The organism is Planococcus salinarum, from assembly GCF_007004625.1.
In the GTDB taxonomy this organism is placed as follows: Bacteria; Bacillota; Bacilli; order Bacillales_A; family Planococcaceae; genus Planococcus; species Planococcus salinarum.
On sequence record NZ_VIFV01000039.1, the window covers coordinates 1 to 19,308 of the forward strand.

Below are 19,308 nucleotides of genomic sequence, written 5' to 3' on the forward strand. Positions count from 1 at the left end.
TTTGCCGCCCACTTCCTTCAGATTTCACGTCGCCGTGAACACCCTTGCGCTTGGCTAACTGTTACTTCTGCCTTCACAGCTCGGGACTTGCACCCTATAGATTACGCCCATGCCGGGCACACCAAAAGGAAGAGAAACTGCCCGAAATGGGCAGCGTCTCTTCCTTTATTGTTGAAACGGTTTTCTTTGGCAACTAAATCCCGAGTGCGTAGATTCTTTTAAGCTTTTAAGAGTTTCGCATTAATAGCCACGATTATTGTGCTCAGGCTCATAAATACCGCACCGACGGCCGGACTTACGATAATGCCCCATGGCGCCAATACACCTGCAGCCAAAGGGATGGCGAAAATATTATACCCGGTTGCCCACCATAAATTCTGAACCATTTTGCGATAGGTTTTTTTCGAGAGGTCGATCAATGCCACGACATCGTTCGGGTTGCTCTTCACAAGGACGACGTCGGCTGTTTCCATCGCCACGTCGGTCCCCGCTCCGATGGCGATTCCCAGATCGGCTGTTGCAAGAGCCGGCGCATCATTGACCCCATCCCCGGTCATGGCGACCCTCCAGCCTTTTTCTTTTATTTTCTTTATTTGGTTGGCTTTGTCGTCCGGCAGCACTTCCGCGTAGACTTCATCAATCCCCAATTGCGCCGCCACCCAGTTTGCCACCTTCTGATTGTCCCCTGTCAGCATGATTGAATGAATGCCTTTTGCCTTCAAGGCGGCCACGGCTTCTTTTGCCGTATCCCGTACAATATCCGCCAGTGCAATCATACCGGCGATTTCGTCTTCCACGAGCACGAAGACGACAGTCTTCCCTTCTTCCGACAGGCCGTTGAACAGCTCCTGATTGTAGCTTAACCGGTTGCTGTTGACGTATCCCGGACTGACCACATTGATTTTCCGGCCGTCCACCTGGCCCTGGATGCCTTTGCCGGTAATCGATTCGAAATCAGTCACTTTTCCGATTTCAATTCCCTTTTCTTTTGCGGAAGCGACGATGCCGGCAGCGATCGGATGTTCTGAATTTTGCTCGATGGCCGCAGCCAGACGCAGCACTTCCTCATCGGCATAGCTGTTTTCGGAGACGATATCCGTAACCCCGAACTCCCCTTTCGTCAGGGTTCCGGTTTTATCGAATACGACAGCATTGAGATTTCTCGCTCCTTCAAAATCGGCCCGGTTCCGGATCAGCAATCCCTGTTTCGCCGAAATCGAAGTGGACACAGCCACGACCAAGGGTGCAGCCAGACCCAGCGCGTGAGGGCAGGTGATGACCATGACCGTCACCATCCGTTCAATGGCGGTATCAAGCAGGTAGCCAAGTGTCAGCCAGGCAACCAGGGTAGCGAAGCCCGCAGCCAACGCCAGGTAAAACAGCCATTTCGCTGCCCGGTTCGTTAAATCCTGCGTTCTGGATTTCGATTCCTGCGCTTCCTTGACCATCGTGATCACTTGGGACAAATAGGACTCTTCCCCTGTTTTCTCCACTTCGACGACCAAAGAACCGCCTTTGTTCACCGATCCCCCGATTACCTGGTTGCCTTCTTCTTTTTCGATGGGAATCGATTCGCCGGTCAGCATCGATTCATCTACAGTCGATTGGCCTTCCACGATTATTCCATCCACCGGCACCTTTTCACCCGGTTTGACCAGAACCCGGTCTTTGTTCCGGATATCTGACAGCGGAACGTCCTGCACCTGCTTGTTTTCATCCAATTTATGCGCTTCATTCGGCATCAGTTTCACCAATTGCTCAAGAGCATTCGAAGCTCCCATGATGGACCGCATTTCGATCCAGTGGCCGAGCAGCATGATGACAACGAGCGTCGCCAGTTCCCAGTAAAGCTGATTGCCGTCCCAGCCGAATACCACCACCGTACTGTAGGTATAGGCGATGGAGATTGCCAGGGCAATCAATGTCATCATGCCCGGATTCCGTTCCTTCAGTTCGGCAATCCCTCCTGTCAGGAATGGCCAGCCTCCGTAAAAGAACACAACCGTCGACAACACAAATAAAATGTACATATCATTGTCAAAACGCCAGTCGACTCCCATAAAATGCTGGATCATCGGTGACAGCGCCAAAATTGGGATGGTGAGGATCAGGGAAATGAAAAACCGTTTCTTGAAATCCTCCACCATATCGCCATGGCCGCTGTGATTATGGCCGTCGTGATCATGCTTGTTATGGTCCATTTGCTCCTGCTCTTCCTGTATCGTCGTTTCATCATCATACTGATCGGACGGATGATGGTTTTGTTCCGTTGCATCTGTGGAATCGTGATGATTGTGGTGGTTTCCTTCATGTTTTGCCAATGGATTTCACCTCTCAACATGATTTTTCTTAATTTTCAGTTTACCTTTTTCCATTATAGAACCAGATTATCGAGAAAATGTCGAGAAAACCACCTGCCGCAACCTCCCTGTAAATTTATACAAAAAAGAAGCCGAAAAATCTCTTTCCGGCTTCCCCTTTCCGCGCGTATGAATTAGTCCCTGTCATTTATCCATTTGTAGCCTACTCCCCAGACAGTGATGAAATATTCATCAATCGGAAAACCGGAATGCCGGATTTTTTCCCTCACGTTTCGCACATGCGAATCGATTGTCCGTCCTTCTGTTTCGGAATCGAATCCCCAAATCAGTCCAATCAGCTGTTCCCGTGTAAAAACTTTATTGGGGTGTTTCATCAGGTGGCCAACCATAAGGAATTCTTTCGGTGTCAATTTGATGGCATGTTTTTGGTACGTGAGTTCAAACCGTTCCTCATCCCACAACAAACCATCCACTTCAATGAGATTTTTCGGCGTCCTTCTGCGCAGCAGTGCCGCCATCCGTGCGAGCAATTCTTCTTCGTTGAAAGGCTTTGTTACATAGTCATCCGCCCCGAGATTCAGGCCTTTAATGATATCGTCCTGTTGTTCCCGTGCGGTCAGCATGATAATCGGTACATCCGAAAACTTTCGAATTTCCCGGCATAGTTTCCAGCCATCCATTTCCGGCATCATAATATCCAACAGGACAATGTCGAAGGCTTCCATTTCCAGCAATGTGAGGGCTTCATTTGCCCCGACCGCTTTTTTGCACCGATAACCATGTGGTTTCAAATAAAGCTCCAATAAATCCAGCATCCGCTTTTCATCATCCACCAGCAGGACTTTCTGCAAGAGAATTCCCCCTTTCCAACTCGATTCGAACGATGGTCCCTTTCGTGCGCTCGCTTTGCAGCTTGATGGAGCCGCCATGCGACTCGACAATTTCTTTGGCAATCGCCAAACCAAGCCCGCTCCCTCCATATTCTCTGGATCGGGATTTATCGACCCGATACAATCGTTCAAATATAAATGGAACATCTTCCTCGGGTATCCCCTCCCCTTCATCGCTGATGGTGATCACGACCTTTTTTTCATCGTGAGCTGCTGCGAGTGTCACGCATGTGCCTTTTGGGGAATGCTTTCGGGCATTATCCAGCACATTCAGCAAAACTTGCTGAATGCGTTCCCGATCCACGAATGCAGTGGTGTCCGGCTCCGCAAGAATGGACAAGGAGATCTGTTTCTCTTCAAAAGCAGGCCGAACCAGGTCGGCAACAGAACGAAACAGCATATCCAGTGAAACATATTCCTTTTCAATTACAAATCGATTATGGTCCATCTGTGCCAATTCAAATAAATGCCGGATCAGCCCCGTCAAATTGGCAGTTTCTTCCCGAATGATTGCCATGTACTCTTTCTTTTCTTCGTCAGACGCATTCGGCCGGCTCGCAATATCGGCATATCCCTTAATATAAGTCAACGGCGTCCGCAATTCATGCGAGATGCTCGACAGGAATTCATTGCGCTCATTTTTTAAACGGTCCAGGTCATTCGATAGAGTGGTAATGGCATTCGCCAGTTCACCCAGTTCATCGTTTCGGTCGATATTGAGTTTGACCTGATTGTTTCCTTTGCTTATTTGCTCCGTAGCTTGCTTCATCCGGATCAAAGGCATGGTGATCAATCGCGATAACAGGAAAATCGTAATGACAGTCAACCCGACTGCAATCAGGCCCACCACCAGAAATTGATTGCGCAGATGGCTGACCATTTGCTTGATATGATTCGTTTCAGCAAACATGAACACATGTCCGCGGTGCGTGCCATTGATCATAATCGGGCTGTCGGTCGCGATAAACTGCCGCTCATTCCAGCGGTCTTCAACAATGCCACCTGTCTGCGGCGTCTGCTCAAAATTGGTATGCGCCAGCACCTCCCTCATTTCGGGTTCAACAAAATCGGAATTGGCCAGCTCATTTCCTGCTGCATCCGTAATGATCACAATAAAATCAGAAGCCGATTCCATCAACGTCACATGGTTCAATGTTGCTGCATCAAAGCTGTCTTCCAAAACTTCGCTGTGCGTATTGCCGCGAGCCAACAGGTTGGTCATGACATCATCCAGCCGCTCGTTGACAAAGGTGAAATACAGTGTCAGAAACAGCAGCGTTTCGATAATGATGATAAAAACAAAAAATAATAAGCCAATTTTTAATGCAAGCCTGTTTAACATAGCATCCCTCTTTGCCACTTACCGGAGTGCTTTCGGCGAAACGCCGGCTGCACACTTGAAAGTCGTCGGATTTGAATTGATTGGACAGTTTTTCAAGGTTTCTTTTTCAATAGTATACGCCACCAAAGTCGGAGCTGTCCCGGCGCATCCTGTTTCTCCATTTATAAGTCCACATCCGAGTGCTCATTTTCTCAGAACCGCTTCTTGCTCAGCATAACGGAAAAGTTTCGATTTTTTGTGCAGTATTTCCTGGCAGTTTTTGGCCACCTGCCTTTAAACTGTCATCCGCCCTGCACATAATATGCATTGTTTTTGAGTACAGTAATAGAAAATGATGAAAGAGGGATTGAGATGCAAAAAAATAAATTTACGGTCGGAATATTGTCTGTTGTGGCTGCGCTGGCTTTAAGCGCCTGCAGTTCAGGAACTGAAACACCGCAAGAACAGATGGACACGGAGAATATGACGACCGACACCACGGAGCAGGATGGCGACCATATGGATATGGATCATTCGGGTTCCGGAGAAGTGCCTGAAGGGTTGCATGACGCTGAAGATCCTGCATTTGAGGTTGGAAGCCAGGTAAACATTGAAGCAGATCATATGGCTGGAATGGATGGCGCAGAAGCGACGGTTGTTGGAGCTTACGATACGATGGTGTATGCCATCTCCTACACACCCACTACTGGCGGGGATCCGGTTGAAAACCACAAATGGGTGATTCACGAAGAGCTCGAGAATCCCGACAGCGAACCGCTGAAAGCCGGTGATGAAGCGACGGTTTCCGCGGACCACATGACTGGGATGACTGGTGCAACGGTGACAATCGATTCAGCCGATGAAACGACTGTCTACGTGGTCGATTTCATGCCTTTGGATGGAGGCGAGGCGGTCACCAATCATAAATGGGTGACCGAAGACGAATTATCGGTGGAATGAGACTGATCTCTCGACGCAACGGAAATTTCTGCAATAGATGATAACAAAGCGCTGCTCTCCAGTCGGAGCAGCGCTTTTTTGTACTTTCAGGAAGCTCCCACCGGGTCGATGTACCTGATATTTTCGGTCCTTTGAGAAATTGTGCATTTTATATGGAGTTTAACCTCTGTTTCAAATGGTATACATATTAATGAAGGCCATTATCCGGTTTTACTGAAAACCAATACCATTATCATTAAAAAATAGAAGGAGGAAATGTTATGAACAAATACGCAAAATTCGGCCTCATGATCGGAACTTCCACTTTTCTTATGTACTGGTTGATGTTCCTGAATGTTTTCCAAATCGACCACATCTTCTATAGTGAAACCAGACTCTATATGGCGTTGATCATGGGATCCGTCATGGCCATCGTCATGATGCTGTTCATGTGGCCGATGTACAAGAACAAGAAGGTGAATTCAGGTATTTTGGCCGGCGCCGCCGTCGTATTCGCTCTGTCGCTTTGGCTGGTGCGCAGCCAGGTGCTGATTGAAGACACCGGCTGGATGAAAGCAATGATTCCCCATCACTCGATCGCCATTCTGACGAGTGAACGCGCGAATATTTCGGATCCACGCGCCCGTGAGCTTGCCGATGAAATCATTAAGACTCAACGTGAGGAAATTGCTGAAATGGAAAGATTGATAGCAGACCTGGAGGATGAAGAGTAAGTCGTTCTTGTTAATAAAAACTTAATGCAAAAAAGAGAAAGACCAGACAGCGAAACGTGTTCGCCGTCTGGTCTTTTTTTTATTATCAACAGCTGCTCGGTGCACCGATCATTACCAGCCCGGCTTGTTCGCCTTGCCCCTCAAAATCCAGCGTTAAGCTGTCCGCTGCATCTTTCGCATCCGGGGCGATGGCCATCCGGATTCCGTTGACGTCAGTCACTTCATCGGCAGCTTCCGGCGCATCCAATGACATGCCGATTTGTGGTCCGCAGCATCCGGCTACTGCATAAATCCGCAGGCTTTCAGCTTTTTGCTCTTCCAGAATGGACTGGATGTATTGTTTTGCTTCGTTGGTGATCATCATATATTCCATCTCTCCTTTTACTGGCCTATAAATAAAAATTTGTATGGCCTTATCTTTTTAAAGACTGAATTCCTTCAACTGATTATAACCGATCTTTTCTTCCTGCAACCACGGAATGACGGCGCACTTGGCCGCCAGTTCATCGTTTACTTTGGCGATCCATTTTGTCTCGGAATTTGCCCGGCCTCTCAGGACCGGATCCGTCGTGTCCGTTGCCGCGAGACTCTGGTTGATGACCCACCATTTCGGGTCGATGCCGGCCCGCTTCAAGTCTTCCTGAAGGCGCGCCGCCTCGAGGACCGGCGTCGCTTCAGCCAATGTCACAATGACCACGCCGGTTTCCTCCGGGTTGCGCAAACGCGGCAAAAGTTTTTTGACGTTGTCCGGGACATCACCGGTCGAACGGCTCATCTCTTTATGGTAGGCTTCCGTAGAATCGAGCAACAACAGCGTATGGCCGGTCGGTGCCGTATCGATCACGACAACTTCGTTCTCCGATTTCTCGACCACAGTGGCAAACGCCTGGAACAAGGCGATTTCTTCGGTACACGGCGATTCCAGATCTTCCTGCAGATAAGCCAGTTCTTCTTCCGACAGCCCGTTTCCTGCATTTTCAAGAACCGTTTTCTTGTAGCGTTCCACTTCAATTTCGGGATTGATGCTGCTGATGGTCAAGTTGTCGCGGACGTCACTTCCCTCGAATGTGTAGGCAAGATGTGCGGCCGGATCCGTCGTCGTCAAATGGACGCGATGCCCTTTTTCAGATAAGCCCACTGCGATGGCCGAGGCAATCGATGTCTTGCCGACGCCGCCCTTGCCCATTGTGAAGATGACGCGGGTGTTTTTGTCCGAGAAATCATCAATGACTCCGTTCAAACCCGGAAGATCCGCCACTTGAACTGTGGTTTCTTCCGCCACCGATTCTGCAATGGCGTAGGAACTGAACAGATAGCGCAGATTCCTGATACCGGTCAGCGAATATGACACAAATGGCAGCGAGTAGGCCATGATTTGTTTCAAACCAGCAGGTGTTTTCTTCAAAGCTTCTCGCTGGCGATTATAGAACGCCGTGGAGACTTCGTCTTCAGCCCGGTGCGTCTGCAGCAGCCCGTTGACGATCAGCATCTGGTTCCTGATGCCGATTTCTTTCAGTTCCGCAGAAGCGCGATCCGCTTCGAGCAAAGAGGAGTTATCCGGACGGGCGACCAACAGCAAGGTTGTTTTTTCACTGTCGGCAAGCGATGCGACCGCTTTGGCGTACATCTCTTTTTTCCCTTCGAGGCCCGCAAGCGGTCCCAAGCAGGAAGCGCCGTGTGTGCTTTCTGCCAAAAATCCGCTCCACGCTGTCGGCAATTGCAGAAGGCGAAGCGTGTGGCCGGTCGGTGCGGTATCAAACAAGACATAGTCGAACTGTTCCAGGATGGCTTCATCCGCCAGCAAATGTGAAAATTCGTCAAAAGCGGCGATTTCCACTGTACAGGCACCCGACAACTGTTCTTCCATCGTCGCCAAAACGGCATCCGGCAATTTGCCGCGATACGGGCCGACTACAGTTTCCTTATATGCTCGCGCCGATTCTTCCGGATCGATATTGCAGGCAAACAGATTGTCGACAGCTGCAATCGCCCGCGGCTCATTCGTCAATTCCACTTCCAGGACATCCTGCAGGTTGGAGGCCGGATCGGTGCTGACAAGCAGCACTTTTTTCCCTTGGTCGGCCAATGCGACCGCTGTAGCGCAGGCGGTCGACGTTTTGCCGACACCGCCTTTTCCGGTGAAAAACAGGAACGGTGTCAATTCCATTTTTTTCGGATTGAACATTGAATGCATAGGATTCACTCCTTTATTTGCCAAACTCTACGGATACGCGGACTCGCGGTTTTTCCTGCAGCTCAGCCGGCGTGGTGCCGAACCACTGGGCCAATTCTTCATTTGTTGGGTATGCTGCCGTTTTCACGATTTCACCATCCACCAATACAAGCGGAAGTGCATCCGGTCCCTTATCGGCCAAGGCCTGATTGACCTTTTGATTTTCTACAAACGCACTCGGATCGTTGCTTAGGTTATAGCGGCTGATTTCAAAGCCCTTTTTCTCCAGCGAGTAAACAGCGGATGCAACGCGCGTCAAATCCGGATCGACGACAGGCCCGCAGACACCGGTGGAGCAGCACATGGCCGGGTCATAAATTTCTACTTTCTTCATATTGTTTCCTCCTCTATTAAAACGCTCATGTACACCGCTATCGTTTCGACAAAGAAAGCCTGACATAAGGTCAGTCTTCTCTTTTCACTGTCCAGATTTCAACGTTTTCCTTACTTTCCGGTTTCCGCGAACTGGCGGATACGTGCGCCGATTTCGTCGCGGACGTCCTGGAAAACCGTCCATTTCTGTTCTTCGGTTCCTTGCGCTTTTGCAGGATCTGTAAAGCCCCAGTGATCGCGTTTTACATGCGGCGGCGTCATCGGGCATTTATCGGCAGCATCGCCGCACAATGTCACAACGAAATCGGCGTTGTTTAAAATCTCCGAATCGATGACATCGGAAGTTTGTTCCGAAATGTCGATGTCCACTTCGTTCATCGCTTTTACCGCGTTCGGGTTCAATCCATGTGCTTCAATGCCGGCGCTCAAGACTTGCCATTCATCGCCAAGAATCTGTTTCCCCCAGCCTTCCGCCATCTGGCTGCGGCATGAATTCCCCGTGCATAGAAAGTACAATGTTTTCTTTGTCATTAGTAAAAACTCCTTTTCATTCCGTTAAAATTTTTGAATACCGATTCTTCATGTGCTTTTATTAACTGCAACTGATCCGGAGACCCTGTTTTTCCAATTCCTCGAGCCGCTCGTCCTGGCTCGAGATAAATTCCAGGATGCGGAGGACCATTTCGTACATATCACTGTCTTTGTTCAATGAATAGAAAATCCACTGCCCTTTGCGCTGTTCTTTCACCAATCCGACATCCCGCAGTTTCCGCAGATGCTGGCTGATGGCCGACTGGCTGACCTCAAAGATTTCAACAAACTCACATACACAGCAATCATTTTTTTCGAGCAGTTTCATCATGGCAAGCCTGGTCTTGTCGCCCAACAACTTGAGGACGATGCCGGCTTTTTCGATTTCGATTTCTTTTATCGTCGTTTCCATTTCGAATTTTCACCTCATTTACTGTATTTACTGTTTCCATCGGACTGATGGTGTTCCAAATCTAAAACCATCATATCAGCATATGCTTATATGTTCAACAAAGAAAAAAGTCCCCTGCCATTGGTGGAATAAAGAGTATATCCTGAAAGTTTACTGGCTTAATCGTACACAGCAGAATCTAAAGGCCGCGGCGAAATGACCGGACCGTTTACAAGGACAACGCTTCGACGTATGGATTTACCTTCTACGGAGTGGCATTGCTGCTTTGGACGATCTACGATCTGGCTGTTAACGATGTATTCAACTGGCAGTTGCCTGTCCTATTGTTGGGATTGGCCATCTATTTGTGGACAAAGTTTATCTTTGAGCAGAAAAAAGCGAGAAAAACTGCCTGAAACCGCAGGCAGAATCAGGGATTATACAAGATAGGCAATAGCACAGAAATGCCTCCTGGCCTGGTGGAAGCTTGTTGTTGCGAAAAGGGCTATAATCAGATTACTGGCAACTAAACAGCCGCAAAAGTGACACGGATTATCCCCTCAATGAAAGGAGGATGCGTTTGCGGTCCAAATTCCTGATTGCTTCTCTGTTGTGGGCCGCCGGCATTTTAATAGTGATGTGCACGAGCAGTGCACACGCCTTTATGTATGAACAGACTTTGAGCTATACGCTCAATTTCAATCCGGATTTTTCCGATTTTTTCAGAACCAGTGATATCGACCTTACCGATTCGTTCTATCTTCTTCAAAAGACCGGCCACATCCTTTCATTTGGAATTTTGTACATCCTGGTTTTTAATTGGCTGCGCAATCATTACAAGGCATTTGGCATCTGCATTTTTTTCGCATTTTGTACCGAAGTGCTGCAGTTGTTTTTCGAGCGCAACGGAAGGCTCTTTGACGTGAGTGTCGATCTGGTCGGCATCCTTCTTGCCGTTGCCATCATCCAACTGGTCCGAATTAATACTGCGAAGGCGGAATAGGCTTTGCGGGATGGCGGAAAATATCAGATGTGAAAGAAACGCAGGCAGCGGAATGTTGCTTGCGTTTTTTTAAGTTCAAGGAAATTCCTGACTTCCATTTTTTATATTCCTTTATTTTGAAACTTTTGATTAACTGAACCGTTAGAATAGTATCAAGCATTAAAAGATAAATGGATTTTAAAGGAAGTGACCGTTTGGCAGAAAAATATAATATGTGGTCATTTGTTTTAGGTATTCTTTGTTTATTATTTTCAGTGCACGCATTGTATGCTGCCCTTAATCAAAGCTGGTCAATGGCGCCACCACTTTTTTCCCTGTGGATTGGCAGTGTTACGGCATTCGTTTCAGGCATAATGGGCGTTCAAGTGAAAGGGGTTAAATTCGCAAAAACAAGAAGTTGGGTAACCACAACCATCTCCTTTTCTCTTTCAGCAATTTTGTTCATGGGACTGGCAGTAGAATTGTTTGCTAGAGACACCATTGCCACCACCCATTCTCCGAATGGCGACTATAGCATAAAGCTATATACTGAAAACGGCGGAGCTGCTTCATCCATCAATGTAATAGGGATTGTCGATGGTCCACTTTGGTTCAGAAAAAATATTTATGATGACAGGAATATGCATAAAGCAGATGTGGAATGGCTCAATGACCACACGATTTCAATTAACAATCATGTACTGGACTTAGAAAGAGGCGAGACTTTTTCGGAATAAACCGACAAGGGTTAAATTAAAATCCAGTGAGAAGCTGAAGGTTTTATTTCCCGGGAAATAAAACCAGGCATTGAAGAATGGTTTATGGTCATCAATAAAGGAGTGGTTTTTATGTTCGGAGTTGAACCAACGTTCGGGTTGAAGTTGTTTCTCTTAGTTGTTTTTTTATTAGTAATCGGTTATTCATTAAATTCTATTATGCGAAAATGGTTGAAAGTTGAGAAGCCAAAGTTCTTTTCCTATAATCATGTAAATGACACACACAAAAAGATCGACTGGAGCCTTCGGGGAGTGTTCATTGTCCTGCTAATTCTCGGTTACGTTATTAATAGTGAAAGGCTCGCTCAAGCTCAAGAACCAATATTTTGGCTGCAAACATGGGTTTTTTTATTCGCCTTTGTTGTTTCCACCGAAATTGTCCGCGGCTTTATGGAATGGAAATATGCAGACAACCCTAAAACCTATCTGGTGACAGTGAGCTCACTGGTTTTCCTCGTGATCGTGGCAATTTCCATCTTTATGACCGATTTTTACGGTATTTCTCAGGTGTAAGTTTTCTATTTCCCCACCATAAAAAGCCTTCCCAAAAGAAGGCTTTTTACTGTTCCATCACTCTAACGTTACGTTAAACTCATCAATCAAATCCTTAAATGCCGGCCTCCTGTTGCCAGCGCGGCCTTCTATGGCTTCCGCTGTGACCAGCGAATTCAACACGGCTTCTTCCGTGGCTTCGCCTATCGCCCGAAAAGCGGTGTCCATGTCTTCTTCGTGGATCTGCGGAATTGCCAGCAGTTCTTCCGGCTTGTCGTGGGGGATGCGGGTGGCGGTCGAGAAGCCGAGGACGATTTCACCGCTGCCGTTGGTGATGATCGAACCGGTTCGGGATAAGCCGGTCACGGACCTTTTGAGGATGCGGTTCAATTGGCGTTCGGATACGGGCAGGTCGGTCGCGACGATAATCATGACGGACCCTTTGTCTTCTTCTTTATACGATTCGAGGAGCCGTTCTTTCAATTCCTGCCCCACCGCTTTGCCCTGCACCAGCAAATCGCTCAGAATGCCGAAATTCGACAGCACGAGTACGCCGATCGTGTAGTGGCCATGGCTCATTTCCATGATCCGCGAAGCGGAACCAATGCCGCCTTTCAGCGAGTAGCACAGCATGCCGGTCCCGGCTCCGACCGCTCCTTCTTCAAAGTCGGACGCGGTCCTTTCGAGTGCTTCGAGAACATGTTCCCGCTTCACGAATTTTGCGCGGATATCATTCAAAAACATGTCATTGCATTCACCGATGACGGGATTCACCGTTCCGGTGGTCCGGCCGATTTCCGGATTCTGCTCCAGCATATAATCGAACAGCGTATCGGCCGCCACGCCCACACCGAGTGTGTTGGTCAGAAGAATCGGCGTCTCCAAAGTTCCGAGTTCCTGCATCTGGATCGTGCCCATCGTTTTGCCGAAGCCGTTGATGACGTGGCTCGAAGCGATTAGTTTCTCTTTGAAGATGTTCCCCTGATGCGGCAGGATGGCCGTCACGCCGGTTTGGCTGTTGCCGTCGCTGAGCGTCACATGCCCGACCGTCACGCCTTCCACATCGGTGATGGCGTTGCGCGGTCCTGGTTGGAGGCGCCCAACTTGCACCCCGTAATCGCGTATCCGTTTTTGATCCAGCATAGTATCGGCTCCTTTGGTTTTATTGGAAATAAGGATGGCTGATGTCTCCCTTTTCGTTACCTCAACATGGAGTTGAAGCGCAATCTTTGTTTCTACTGTAATTGTAATCCAAAAGATAAAAACAAATGTTAAAATCCACAAATTCATCTCCTGTTACTGAAATAACGGTCGAACTTGTTGTTCCGTTGCTTTTATCTTGTTAACCAAAAAAAGAAACTTCACTGGAAGTTCCTTTCTCTCGAATCTGATAGGTTTTCAAACCACTTTCTTGCATACGCAATAAAAAAGCGCAGCATACTGAAGTGGTCCGGCGGACTTTACGATGGATGGCTCCTTTTTACTTATTGCGCAGCGGTTGAAGTGCGTTGGTCCAGGCATTGACCTGATCCAGCATTGTATTTACCGACTTTTCATGGACCGCCGCAGGGCTGAATTCACCCGTTTTTGCGAAATCCGTAAACAGTGACATGGAAGGATGCGCCCGCACCGTGGCGACCTGCAATTCCGCCATAATAATCCGGAGGGCTTCGGCTGCGCGGACTCCTCCGGCACTGCCATAGCTGACTATCCCAGCCGCCTTATTGTTCCATTCAAAATATAAGTAATCGATGGCATTCTTCAGCACGGATGTCACGCCGCGGTTATATTCGGGACAGATAAAAACATAGCCGTCCAATTCGGCGATTTTTTTGGACCAGGGATGCGCTTCCGGCGCATGGTAGTCCTGGCTGTAAGCAGCAGAAACCGGCTCAGCATACATTGGCAGATTGAATTCAGCCAGATCGACAATTTCATAATCAGCGTCTCCCCGTTTGTCTGCAATGCCTTTGATCCACTCCGCCACCTGCAAACTTTTGCGTCCCGGCCGTGTGCTTCCTGTAATGATGCCAATTTTGGTCATGAATGTGATGCCTCCTCCATTGTGATTGGTCCTTCAATCTCCGGATTTTCACATCTTGATGTCCCTTTATCATAAGAGACTTGGCTCTTAAATTCAAATAAAGTACTGAATATTCATTTTTTTATTTCATTTCTGCAGAGCCTTGGTGCAAAGTATGAATGATAAAACATTCGCCTCGGCGAATGTTTCTGGGATGGTTCCCGCGAAGCGGAAAACATCCGATCATTTCATGTTTTTTGCTTCTTTCTTTTAGAATTTCGGTGCTGGAACAGCTGATATTTCCAATTATTTGGATATACTGTCCATTGCAGGACAAATACTATCCGTTGGAGACTCAATACTGTCCGTTGGAACGGAAATACTGTCCATTAGAGATGAAATACTGTCCGTTGCAATTTCAGGTGCGTTTTCAATGGGCTTCGAGAAGCGGTTATTGCTGAAACCGTGACGAATCCTCAATTTATTTTCCCATTATTTGGACTTACTTTCCAAATGGACTGAAATACTTTCCAATTGAGTCAAAATACTTTCCAAATCCACTCTAATACTTTCCAAATTGGCCGAAATACTTTCCATTTTGGTTTCGGATCCCGAATTGATTAAATGATAATTATTTAAAGTAAATATTCCCACTCCAGCCACTTCCCTCATCAAGGTGTTAAATCCGCTTCCCCATCGCCGTAGATGATGCCTGATACCCCAATTTCTCGTAAACCCTTTGAGCACCGGGGTTATTGCCGAAGACATTGAGCCCCATGGAAGTGACGCCGGAACTTTTTACGGTTTCCTCCAACTCTTTTAATACCACGCTGGCGAAGCCTCTTTTCCTGAAAGCTTTATGGATCAGGATGTAGTAGATATAGGCTTTATTGCTTTCCCTTTGGATGTTGTACCAAACCACGCCGACATTCTTCCCCTCTTCAACTGAATAAATATTGCAGATTTGCTGGTCCACGGTTTGCTGTTTGTCCGGCAACAAGTCTCTCATTAAGCTCTTCGATTCTTCCAAAGCCTTGTCCATCGGAATCAGAAAATTTTCCGACAGGTCGCCGGCGTAATCGGGGATGAACCACTCTAAATAACGGTCGAATTCCGCTTCGTTCATTTCCTGCAGTTTCGTTTTCATGTTTTGCACTCCTTGGATTGTGTGAACTTAGTTTATTTTTGCTTTTCCCATAGATAATGTACAAACCGCATCTTCTGTGCATTCATTTCAAACTCTTCGTCACCGATTCCCATGCGAATAAAACCGTTTTTCTCCAATACCTTCTGAGACGGGATATTAACGGTGGTGGTTTTGGCACGGATTTGCCTAACCGGCAAGGGCTCAGACAACAGCAGGTTCAGCGCATGGTTTCCGATCCCCTTGCCGATGTGGGCTTTTCCGATTCTGAAGCCGATTTCCGCAACGCCGTTTTCTTTGTCGATATCCATCAAATTCATTCTTCCGGCAATCCTGTCATTCTCGTCTTTGACCAAATAAAAACGGGAAAGCCCGGTCTCCTGTTCGTCCAGCAAGTCCTGGTGCCTTTGGATAAAAGTCTCCCAAACGAAATAGTCGTCGCCCCGGCCGGGCACCATCTTTTCGAAAAACCGCCGATTTTCGACTTCAAAATCGTACAGCTCCTGTGCGTCTGCTTCTTGCAGCAAAGTTAATGAAATGGCCATAAAGCTCACACCCCTTTTCAAAGTTAGCCGTTCCCATCAATTTAGATCGTGTGAATCGTCTCAAACCGTTCGCACACCAGCAGCATCGATTCCGAGAATTCGAGCCCGTGCGCTTCGAGTTCGTTTGTGAAGAACTTTTCATGTGCAGACCACCAGAAGTCATAATCCCCTTCGCCTTCTGCCAACGCAAAGTCCACCGGCACCTCGTTCATCGGCATGATCGACACCTCCGTTACCCGAATGATGGCAACGGGCTGTTCTTTCGCATCCAGCACGATATTGTATTGGCCGACATGCGGCAAGGGTTCTTTCTCGATTGCATACGAGACATGCGCGGAACAGGTAGCCGTTTTTTTGCCTTCGACGACCAGATCCGCCAGCCAGTCCGCCTCCGCTCCGAATTGAAAGGCTTCGACGTGTTCCGGTTTTGGTTGATTTTGGTTTGCCCAATAATCATTCCAGAATTTTTGAGATTGTTCGTTCATCAATAAAACCTCGTTTCTTATTTCAGTTTGTGGTGCCGCAGTGGTAAATCATTTTTACAAATTCAAATGTACTCCCGTTGGTGGCTTGTGCAAACCGTTCAACTTCGTTGAATCCGCTGTTACGGTAGAGGGTAATGGCGCGTTTATTGAAAGCGGCGACGGACAGCGTGATTTTGTCCGGGCGATATGCCGATTCGGCAAATTTCAGCCCGGCTTTCAGGAATTCGCGGCCTATCCCCTTGCCGGTCAATTCCGGCTTCATTCCCAGTCCGATGTCGACGGTGTCAGCGGACGTTTGAGTGAAACTGTAGAATCCGACCATTTCTCCATCTTGATGGACGGTGAAATAAGCATCCTTCCGCTGGCCGGCATCCAGGAATTCCGCTAAATCTTCCGGATCCGCAGCCATATCGTAAAAGGAATAATCGCCTTCGTAATGCCAATTCTGTGCGATTTCTTCTGCTTGGCGCTGCGTCATTGGTTGAAACAAGTAATACATTGGTGCCGCTCCTTTTGGTTGCGATTTCGCCTGATAGACAGACTGATATTTCCTTTTTAAAAATAGTACAGGAACCTGCACTTTCATTACATAGAAAAAATACAATAAGTAGAGAAGAATGCCCCTTACTAAATCAGCACTTCACTACCATCCTCTTCTTCCTCTTCCTGATAAAATCCGGCTTTTTGCGGTTTTAGGACAAAAAAGGAAAATACCACAGCTGATGAGAACATGACTATTGCAAGCGTGATAATCGTGATACGCAAAGAAACAACATCCGCCAATATCCCAACTCCCAATATAAAAATCACCTGGACGCCGCTTTGGAGCAATTGAAAAATGCTTGTAACTCTTCCCATCATGTCCACGGGAATATTGTTCTGGTAAAAAGTCGAAATTCCCGAATTCATGAATACATTAAAAAAACCTAAGATCAGAAAGCCAACCGTAATGGACAGAAACGACCAGGAAAACGCATAAATAACGTAACCCACTGCCGTCATCAGCACACCGAGTACAATCATCAGCCGCAGCGAAAACTTAGAAGAAAAAACGGAAAGCAGGATGCCGCCACTTACCGAGCCAATGCCGGTGATGCTGATCAACAGGCTGTAATCCACTTCGGACAACCCAACTACTTGCTGCGTAAAAACCACTTCCTGGGCATCCATCGCAAATGAAAAAACCATGACTCCAATGAAACTCAGGTAAATAAAAGCTATGTATTTATTTTCTGAAAGGAATTGCTGGACCACTGTAAAATCGCTCCGTACTTGAGCCAACGTCAGAGAAGGAATCGCCTGCCGGTCAATCGTTTCCTGCTCAGGAAGTCTTACCAGCAGAAGTGCAGCAACCACAAAGAAAACCGCATTGATCCAAAGAGTCATTTGAATCGAGCTAAGCAGAATCAGCGTGCCGGCAATGGCGGGGCCGATGATAAACGCACCCGAAGAAGTGGTCGACCGAATGGAGTTGAAACGCTTTCTTTTCCCTTTCGGTACAAGCATCGTCGTGTAGGTCACCGATGAGGGGCCGAAAAAAGATTTGGCGACACTCAGGAAAACCAGAATCCCGTAGATGCCAACGATGGTTGTCGCCAATGGAATCAAAGCGATCAGTCCTGCCCGCAGCAGATACGTCGTGATAAGCACGCGTTTCTTGCTGCGATAGTCGATAAAGCTTCCAGTCCAAAACTTCGTAAAGATATTGATAATCGGTCCTATAATCCAAAGTCCCGCCACAGCTGCGGCAGACCCTGTCATTTGAAAAACTATGATGTTAATGGCCACCAGGTAAATAAAATCGCCGATACCGGCAATTCCAAGTGACGTCAAAAGTACCGCGGGGTCTTTCCACTCTCGCAGCTGTGTATTCACTTTGCACCCCTCCTTTCAGATATCGGGCATTTCCATACCAATTCTTCTTGAACGAACAAAACTTAATATTCTTATTTTAGCATTAATTACCATTACTTTTGAAAGAGGAACATTTTAATCCAGTAAAAAACTCGAATGCAAAAAACCATTCAACAGAAAAGAGAGAAGATATGCTTGGACCAGCTCCTATTACACAAATAAAACCCCAAACGACAGATTTTCTCTGCCGTTTAGGGTGGGGCGACTCTGCTATATCTTTCAGGCCGCACATGATTCCTGAATAGTCATAAATCATTCCAGTAATTATTGGCGGCAGCTACGGTTTGAAAATTAATAGCGACAACCTGGGAAGCGAACGTTAAACTATTCGCATCATTGGCATATACGGGACGCAACTTTTTCCGTAAATTTTCATCCGGTTGTGTCATTCCGACAGCTTTACGCGCCAATTTAACGGCTAAGTTGTATCCTTCCTCGGGCGTATCGGTTTTTAATGTTGGCAGCCACGATTCTCCACTCATTTGAATTCCTCCTGTGATTCGTGAAATTTTCCATCATAAAACGGTGGTCTATTCCTCTGCTTGCACGACGTATATCGTCATCGATGTGGTTCCTGTGTTTTCTACAGCGATTGACTGATGAGGATTGCAGTGTATGCTGTCCCCCTGCTGAACAGGGGATTCGATGTCATCCAGATAACAGACCCCTTCGCCTTCGACTACAAATACATAGACATTCTTGTGCGGGTGCCCATGTTTAGGAAGCATCTGTCCCGGAAGAAAGTTAAACACAATGACCTTGCTTTTTTGTTCTTCGAACACAATTTGTTTTGTCATCTTTTTTTCATCGTACGTTTGCAGGTCCTGCAGTTTTTTTACCCCCATAATCTACGTCCCATTCTTCTTCATTTTTTTGAGCCTTCGCTTTTCCCCGCAGCTGTGCCGGCACTTCCAAAAAAGTTGCGGTACACATACACTGTTGGATTGTCGTTTCTATATCAGTTAAAAATAATGTATATAAGGTAATAATAGCATATATTTCTTAATATTCAGAAAATATTTCAGGACAAATTAACTTTATCTGTCTCTCCCTTTGCACAGAGGGGCTAACTGGCCTCTTCATCTCTTATTTCCTGGAATGACACTGTACAACTCATTCTGTTGACCTAAATCGAGTAGGAGGGAGCGATTAACTCCCGACCTCTCACACCACCGTACGTACCGTTCGGTATACGGCGGTTCAATTAAGATGCATAACGCAAAGTTTCATAACGTGCTACCAGACTTTTGAGCC

General features: G+C 47.2%; 22 protein-coding genes. 5 read left to right on the forward strand and 17 right to left on the reverse strand.

Annotation, left to right across the window (positions count from 1 at the left end):
* Positions 1–218: 218 nt before the first annotated feature.
* The 3 genes from DIJ65_RS15135 to DIJ65_RS15145 all read right to left on the reverse strand — a co-directional run bounded on the left by DIJ65_RS15135 (position 219) and on the right by DIJ65_RS15145 (position 4,553).
* On the reverse strand, positions 219–2,201 hold the full coding sequence (locus tag DIJ65_RS15135; protein WP_117303554.1) for a heavy metal translocating P-type ATPase: 1,983 nt from the start codon (positions 2,199–2,201) through the stop codon (positions 219–221).
* A 293-nt stretch (positions 2,202–2,494) separates the two neighbouring features.
* Positions 2,495–3,172 carry a response regulator transcription factor gene (locus DIJ65_RS15140; protein ID WP_185959573.1) on the reverse strand — a complete coding sequence of 226 codons (678 nt, stop codon included), beginning with the start codon at positions 3,170–3,172 and terminating at the stop codon, positions 2,495–2,497.
* The gene (locus DIJ65_RS15145) at positions 3,147–4,553 is read right to left on the reverse strand and encodes a sensor histidine kinase (RefSeq protein ID WP_117303548.1); all 1,407 of its coding nucleotides are present in this window, start codon (positions 4,551–4,553) and stop codon (positions 3,147–3,149) included. Before DIJ65_RS15145 ends, DIJ65_RS15140 begins: the two co-directional genes overlap by 26 nt.
* A 351-nt stretch (positions 4,554–4,904) precedes the next feature.
* Between DIJ65_RS15145 and DIJ65_RS15150 the strand changes: the two genes are divergently transcribed.
* A complete protein-coding gene (locus tag DIJ65_RS15150) occupies positions 4,905–5,492 on the forward strand; it encodes a YdhK family protein (protein ID WP_117303546.1) in 588 nt (195 codons plus the stop codon).
* 260 nt (positions 5,493–5,752) lie between these two features.
* The gene (locus DIJ65_RS15155) at positions 5,753–6,205 is read left to right on the forward strand and encodes a DUF305 domain-containing protein (protein ID WP_117303544.1); all 453 of its coding nucleotides are present in this window, start codon (positions 5,753–5,755) and stop codon (positions 6,203–6,205) included.
* An 85-nt stretch (positions 6,206–6,290) separates the two neighbouring features.
* Here the strand turns inward: DIJ65_RS15155 and DIJ65_RS15160 are convergent, their stop codons facing one another.
* The 5 genes from DIJ65_RS15160 to DIJ65_RS15180 form a co-directional block, all read right to left on the reverse strand.
* Positions 6,291–6,569 (reverse strand): adhesin, encoded by a 279-nt coding sequence (locus DIJ65_RS15160; RefSeq protein ID WP_117303542.1) that lies wholly within the window; start codon positions 6,567–6,569, stop codon positions 6,291–6,293.
* A 57-nt stretch (positions 6,570–6,626) separates the two neighbouring features.
* Entirely contained in the window at positions 6,627–8,399 is a 1,773-nt protein-coding gene (gene arsA, locus DIJ65_RS15165; protein ID WP_117303540.1) for an arsenical pump-driving ATPase, read from the reverse strand.
* Positions 8,400–8,412: 13 nt separating this feature from the next.
* Positions 8,413–8,772: an arsenite efflux transporter metallochaperone ArsD gene (gene arsD, locus DIJ65_RS15170; RefSeq protein WP_071151821.1), complete on the reverse strand. Its 360-nt coding sequence runs from the start codon at positions 8,770–8,772 to the stop codon at positions 8,413–8,415.
* 110 nt (positions 8,773–8,882) lie between these two features.
* Positions 8,883–9,302: an arsenate reductase (thioredoxin) gene (arsC, locus tag DIJ65_RS15175; protein ID WP_071151820.1), complete on the reverse strand. Its 420-nt coding sequence runs from the start codon at positions 9,300–9,302 to the stop codon at positions 8,883–8,885.
* Between the two features lie 61 nt (positions 9,303–9,363).
* On the reverse strand, positions 9,364–9,714 hold the full coding sequence (locus DIJ65_RS15180) for an ArsR/SmtB family transcription factor (protein WP_071151819.1): 351 nt from the start codon (positions 9,712–9,714) through the stop codon (positions 9,364–9,366).
* A 559-nt stretch (positions 9,715–10,273) separates the two neighbouring features.
* Between DIJ65_RS15180 and DIJ65_RS15185 the strand changes: the two genes are divergently transcribed.
* The 3 genes from DIJ65_RS15185 (at position 10,274) to DIJ65_RS15195 (ending at position 11,964) form a co-directional block, all read left to right on the forward strand.
* Complete coding sequence (locus tag DIJ65_RS15185; RefSeq protein ID WP_230321453.1) at positions 10,274–10,696, forward strand: VanZ family protein; 423 nt, start codon at positions 10,274–10,276, stop codon at positions 10,694–10,696.
* A gap of 194 nt (positions 10,697–10,890) precedes the next feature.
* Positions 10,891–11,412 carry a DUF5412 family protein gene (locus DIJ65_RS15190; RefSeq protein WP_230321452.1) on the forward strand — a complete coding sequence of 174 codons (522 nt, stop codon included), beginning with the start codon at positions 10,891–10,893 and terminating at the stop codon, positions 11,410–11,412.
* Positions 11,413–11,523: 111 nt separating this feature from the next.
* Entirely contained in the window at positions 11,524–11,964 is a 441-nt protein-coding gene (locus tag DIJ65_RS15195; protein ID WP_117303538.1) for a DUF4181 domain-containing protein, read from the forward strand.
* Between the two features lie 57 nt (positions 11,965–12,021).
* On the opposite strand, the gene DIJ65_RS15200 is transcribed toward DIJ65_RS15195, so the two are convergent.
* The 9 genes from DIJ65_RS15200 to DIJ65_RS15240 form a co-directional block, all read right to left on the reverse strand.
* Entirely contained in the window at positions 12,022–13,086 is a 1,065-nt protein-coding gene (locus DIJ65_RS15200; RefSeq protein WP_117303550.1) for a DmpA family aminopeptidase, read from the reverse strand.
* A 337-nt stretch (positions 13,087–13,423) separates the two neighbouring features.
* Positions 13,424–13,987, reverse strand: a complete 564-nt coding sequence (locus tag DIJ65_RS15205; RefSeq protein ID WP_117303536.1) for an NADPH-dependent FMN reductase — start codon at positions 13,985–13,987, stop codon at positions 13,424–13,426.
* Positions 13,988–14,645: 658 nt separating this feature from the next.
* On the reverse strand, positions 14,646–15,113 hold the full coding sequence (locus tag DIJ65_RS15210) for a GNAT family N-acetyltransferase (RefSeq protein WP_117303534.1): 468 nt from the start codon (positions 15,111–15,113) through the stop codon (positions 14,646–14,648).
* Positions 15,114–15,145: 32 nt separating this feature from the next.
* Entirely contained in the window at positions 15,146–15,655 is a 510-nt protein-coding gene (locus DIJ65_RS15215) for a GNAT family N-acetyltransferase (protein WP_117303532.1), read from the reverse strand.
* A gap of 41 nt (positions 15,656–15,696) precedes the next feature.
* On the reverse strand, positions 15,697–16,140 hold the full coding sequence (locus tag DIJ65_RS15220; protein WP_117303530.1) for an ASCH domain-containing protein: 444 nt from the start codon (positions 16,138–16,140) through the stop codon (positions 15,697–15,699).
* A 22-nt stretch (positions 16,141–16,162) separates the two neighbouring features.
* Positions 16,163–16,639: a GNAT family N-acetyltransferase gene (locus DIJ65_RS15225; protein ID WP_117303528.1), complete on the reverse strand. Its 477-nt coding sequence runs from the start codon at positions 16,637–16,639 to the stop codon at positions 16,163–16,165.
* A 128-nt stretch (positions 16,640–16,767) separates the two neighbouring features.
* Entirely contained in the window at positions 16,768–18,015 is a 1,248-nt protein-coding gene (locus tag DIJ65_RS15230) for an MFS transporter (RefSeq protein ID WP_117303526.1), read from the reverse strand.
* 284 nt (positions 18,016–18,299) lie between these two features.
* The gene (locus tag DIJ65_RS15235; protein ID WP_117303524.1) at positions 18,300–18,536 is read right to left on the reverse strand and encodes a hexameric tyrosine-coordinated heme protein; all 237 of its coding nucleotides are present in this window, start codon (positions 18,534–18,536) and stop codon (positions 18,300–18,302) included.
* A gap of 48 nt (positions 18,537–18,584) precedes the next feature.
* Positions 18,585–18,899 carry a cupin domain-containing protein gene (locus DIJ65_RS15240; RefSeq protein ID WP_117303522.1) on the reverse strand — a complete coding sequence of 105 codons (315 nt, stop codon included), beginning with the start codon at positions 18,897–18,899 and terminating at the stop codon, positions 18,585–18,587.
* Positions 18,900–19,308: the final 409 nt, after the last annotated feature.

Excerpts from the sequence above, each read along its gene's own strand:
- DIJ65_RS15135 (WP_117303554.1), bottom strand. The coding sequence starts at position 2,201 with ATGGACCATAACAAGCATGATCACGACGGCCATAATCACAGCGGCCAT.
- DIJ65_RS15145 (WP_117303548.1), bottom strand. The coding sequence starts at position 4,553 with ATGTTAAACAGGCTTGCATTAAAAATTGGCTTATTATTTTTTGTTTTT.
- DIJ65_RS15150 (WP_117303546.1), top strand. The coding sequence starts at position 4,905 with ATGCAAAAAAATAAATTTACGGTCGGAATATTGTCTGTTGTGGCTGCG.
- DIJ65_RS15155 (WP_117303544.1), top strand. The coding sequence starts at position 5,753 with ATGAACAAATACGCAAAATTCGGCCTCATGATCGGAACTTCCACTTTT.
- DIJ65_RS15160 (WP_117303542.1), bottom strand. The coding sequence starts at position 6,569 with ATGATGATCACCAACGAAGCAAAACAATACATCCAGTCCATTCTGGAA.
- arsA (WP_117303540.1), bottom strand. The coding sequence starts at position 8,399 with ATGCATTCAATGTTCAATCCGAAAAAAATGGAATTGACACCGTTCCTG.
- arsD (WP_071151821.1), bottom strand. The coding sequence starts at position 8,772 with ATGAAGAAAGTAGAAATTTATGACCCGGCCATGTGCTGCTCCACCGGT.
- arsC (WP_071151820.1), bottom strand. The coding sequence starts at position 9,302 with ATGACAAAGAAAACATTGTACTTTCTATGCACGGGGAATTCATGCCGC.
- DIJ65_RS15180 (WP_071151819.1), bottom strand. The coding sequence starts at position 9,714 with ATGGAAACGACGATAAAAGAAATCGAAATCGAAAAAGCCGGCATCGTC.
- DIJ65_RS15195 (WP_117303538.1), top strand. The coding sequence starts at position 11,524 with ATGTTCGGAGTTGAACCAACGTTCGGGTTGAAGTTGTTTCTCTTAGTT.
- DIJ65_RS15200 (WP_117303550.1), bottom strand. The coding sequence starts at position 13,086 with ATGCTGGATCAAAAACGGATACGCGATTACGGGGTGCAAGTTGGGCGC.
- DIJ65_RS15205 (WP_117303536.1), bottom strand. The coding sequence starts at position 13,987 with ATGACCAAAATTGGCATCATTACAGGAAGCACACGGCCGGGACGCAAA.
- DIJ65_RS15210 (WP_117303534.1), bottom strand. The coding sequence starts at position 15,113 with ATGAAAACGAAACTGCAGGAAATGAACGAAGCGGAATTCGACCGTTAT.
- DIJ65_RS15215 (WP_117303532.1), bottom strand. The coding sequence starts at position 15,655 with ATGGCCATTTCATTAACTTTGCTGCAAGAAGCAGACGCACAGGAGCTG.
- DIJ65_RS15220 (WP_117303530.1), bottom strand. The coding sequence starts at position 16,140 with ATGAACGAACAATCTCAAAAATTCTGGAATGATTATTGGGCAAACCAA.
- DIJ65_RS15225 (WP_117303528.1), bottom strand. The coding sequence starts at position 16,639 with ATGTATTACTTGTTTCAACCAATGACGCAGCGCCAAGCAGAAGAAATC.
- DIJ65_RS15235 (WP_117303524.1), bottom strand. The coding sequence starts at position 18,536 with ATGAGTGGAGAATCGTGGCTGCCAACATTAAAAACCGATACGCCCGAG.
- DIJ65_RS15240 (WP_117303522.1), bottom strand. The coding sequence starts at position 18,899 with ATGGGGGTAAAAAAACTGCAGGACCTGCAAACGTACGATGAAAAAAAG.